Here is a 2,393-nt window from a genome sequence, read left to right as displayed (position 1 = left end):
ATGGCGGCTTCGCCGGAAGGGCGGGACCGTGGCCGCCCGGCGCAGGATCAGGCCGAACTCGTCCCGGCCGGTTCCTGGTCGGACCGGCTCTCACCGGACGCGGACCGACCTCGCGGGCTCGTGGACCCGAGGACGACGGGCAGTGATCGGTAGCCACGCAGGATGACCGTGTCACGGCGGCGCCCGTAGCCCGCGAGGTCGAGATCGGGAAAACGCTCGAACAGCGCCCGAAGCGCGACCTCGCCCTCCATCCGCGCCAGCGAGGCGCCGAGGCAGAAGTGGATGCCGCTCCCGAAGGCGAGGTGCTCGCGCGCGTTGGTGCGCGCGACGTCGAAGACGTGTGGATCGGGGAACACCCGCGGATCCCGGTTGGCCGCGGCGAGGCCGAGGACCACCCACTCGCCCTCGGCGAGGGGGCTCCCGTGGACGGTGGTGTCCCGCCTGGCCCGGCGTGGCATCCGCTGCACGGGCGGGTCGATGCGGAGGACCTCGTCCACCGCGTTCGCCCACAGCGACGGGTGCTCGGCGAGCAGCCGGCGCTGGTCGGGATGGGCGAACAGCAGAGCGGCTCCGTTGCCGATGAGGTTGACGGTGGTCTCGAACCCGGCGCCGACGACCAGCGCGGCCGTGGCCAGCAGCTCGGTCTCGGTGAGGCCGCTGCCGTCGTCATCGACCGCGGTGACCAAGGCGGACAGCAGGTCCGGCCCCGGATCCCGGCGCAGCTGCCGCAGGTGCCCGCGCCACCAGGCGTCGAGCTCGACGAGGGTGCGCTCCACGTCGCGGTGGGTGGACCAGTTCACGCCCGTGTCCAGGTCCGGCGCGGCGCGGTCCCCCCAGGCGAGGAACTGATCGCGCATCGCCACCGGAACGCCGAGCATCTCGGAGATGACCGTGACGGGCAGCAGGCTCGCGTAGCGGGCGACGAGGTCCACGTGCCCGCCGTGCGCTGCGGCTTCACGCTCCAGACCGTCGAGGAGCTCGTCGGCGATCTGCCGGGTGCGCTCGCGCAGGCCGGCGACGGCCCGGGCGCTGAACGCCCGGCTGACCAGCCGGCGGTAGCGGGTGTGCTCGGGTGGGTCGACGGCGACCATCGACGGCGGGTCGATGGGGCTCACACCCGCCCGGGGGCCGGCCAGGCGCAGCGCCAGCCGCAGAACCGGCGGCAGCCGGTCGGTCCGATACGCACCGATCTGCCCGAAGGCGTCGCTGCGCAGGACGTCGGTGCAGACGTCGTGGTGGACGCTGATGCGGGCCAGGGCCCCGTCCGCGAACGGCGCAGCCGTCCGCAGCCGCTCGTAGAGCGGGTACGGGTCCGCGCGGAGGGCCGGATCGGCCAAGACCTGGGCGTCCGGGTTGCCGGCGCGGGCGCGTGCCCGGATAGCCACCCGCATCGCTCCGTGAGTGGCGGCCCAGCGGACCGCACTGCGCACCGATTCGTCCACAACGATCGCCCGTCCCCTCCGCGGCCGGTTCCGTCCGCGCCCCCGCGTGCCTCATCCTCGGGGACGCAGCCTTCCGGTTCCAGGGCCGACGGTCCCGCACACGTGGGGAGGACCACGAACGGCGACCGTGCGCGGTCGAGGAGACCGAGCCCGCCGCACTCAGCGGTTCCGACGTCGACTCGGCGGTCACCGGCCACTCCGCCACCTCCTCGACCGCCGATCAGCTCATGCACGGCCGCCCGGCACCCGTTCGAGAGTCGGTGGCATTCGACCGGCGACGCCGTCGACCGGGACATCCGGTGCGGCGGGGAGATCCGGATCGCGCTGCGCGGGGCGGACCGGTAGGACGAGGAGGAGGACGCCACGGGCGCCCTGCCTCTGCCTCCGAGCCCGCGAGGACCGCCCATGGCCGCTCCCACACTCGACACCGCCCCGTGGCTGGTCCGCCAGCCGCACGTGGATCCCGAGACTCTGGGCGTCGCCGAGTCCATCTTCAGTCTCTCCAACGGCTATGTCGGGATCCGGGGGACGCTCGACGAGGTGGAGCCCTCCGGCATGCGTGGCTCGTACCTGTCCGGCGTCTACGAGACCCATCCGCTGTCCTATCCCGAGGGCGGATTCGGGCAGCCCGAGGAGGGGCAGGCGATGCTGACCGTCGCCGACGGCACACCGCTGCGCCTCCTGGTCGACGGGGTTCCACTCGACGTGCGGGAGATCGATCCCCCGGTCCACGAACGTGTGCTGGACCTGCGCGCCGGCACGCTCGATCGGCTCGTTCGCTGGACGGCGCCGTCGGGCACGGCGGTGGAAGTGCGCTCGCGGCGCCTGGTCTCCGTCGTGGAACGGTCGGTGTGCGCGGTGCGGTACGAGGTCCGTGTCCTGGAGGGTTCCGCGCACGTGGTCGTCCGGTCCGAGCTGGCCGCCGGCGTGGTGACGCCGACGGGCGTGGAC

Annotated in this window: 1 protein-coding gene and 1 pseudogene; one reads left to right on the top strand and one right to left on the bottom strand. The window is 73.6% G+C overall.

The annotated features are described in order from the left end of the window. Positions 1 to 47 precede the first annotated feature (47 nt). Positions 48 to 1,385 carry a cytochrome P450 gene (locus tag VN520_RS27065; protein ID WP_325749569.1) on the bottom strand — a complete coding sequence of 446 codons (1,338 nt, stop codon included), beginning with the start codon at positions 1,383 to 1,385 and terminating at the stop codon, positions 48 to 50. A 462-nt stretch (positions 1,386 to 1,847) separates the two neighbouring features. Between VN520_RS27065 and VN520_RS27060 the strand changes: the two are divergent. Next, positions 1,848 to 2,393: pseudogene (locus VN520_RS27060) on the top strand (family 65 glycosyl hydrolase); the annotation flags it as partial.

This window comes from Streptomyces sp. (assembly GCF_035563135.1).
In the GTDB taxonomy this organism is placed as follows: Bacteria; Actinomycetota; Actinomycetes; order Streptomycetales; family Streptomycetaceae; genus Streptomyces.
Note: the sequence above shows the minus strand (reverse complement) of the source record. Positions and strands in the feature narration are given on the sequence as shown.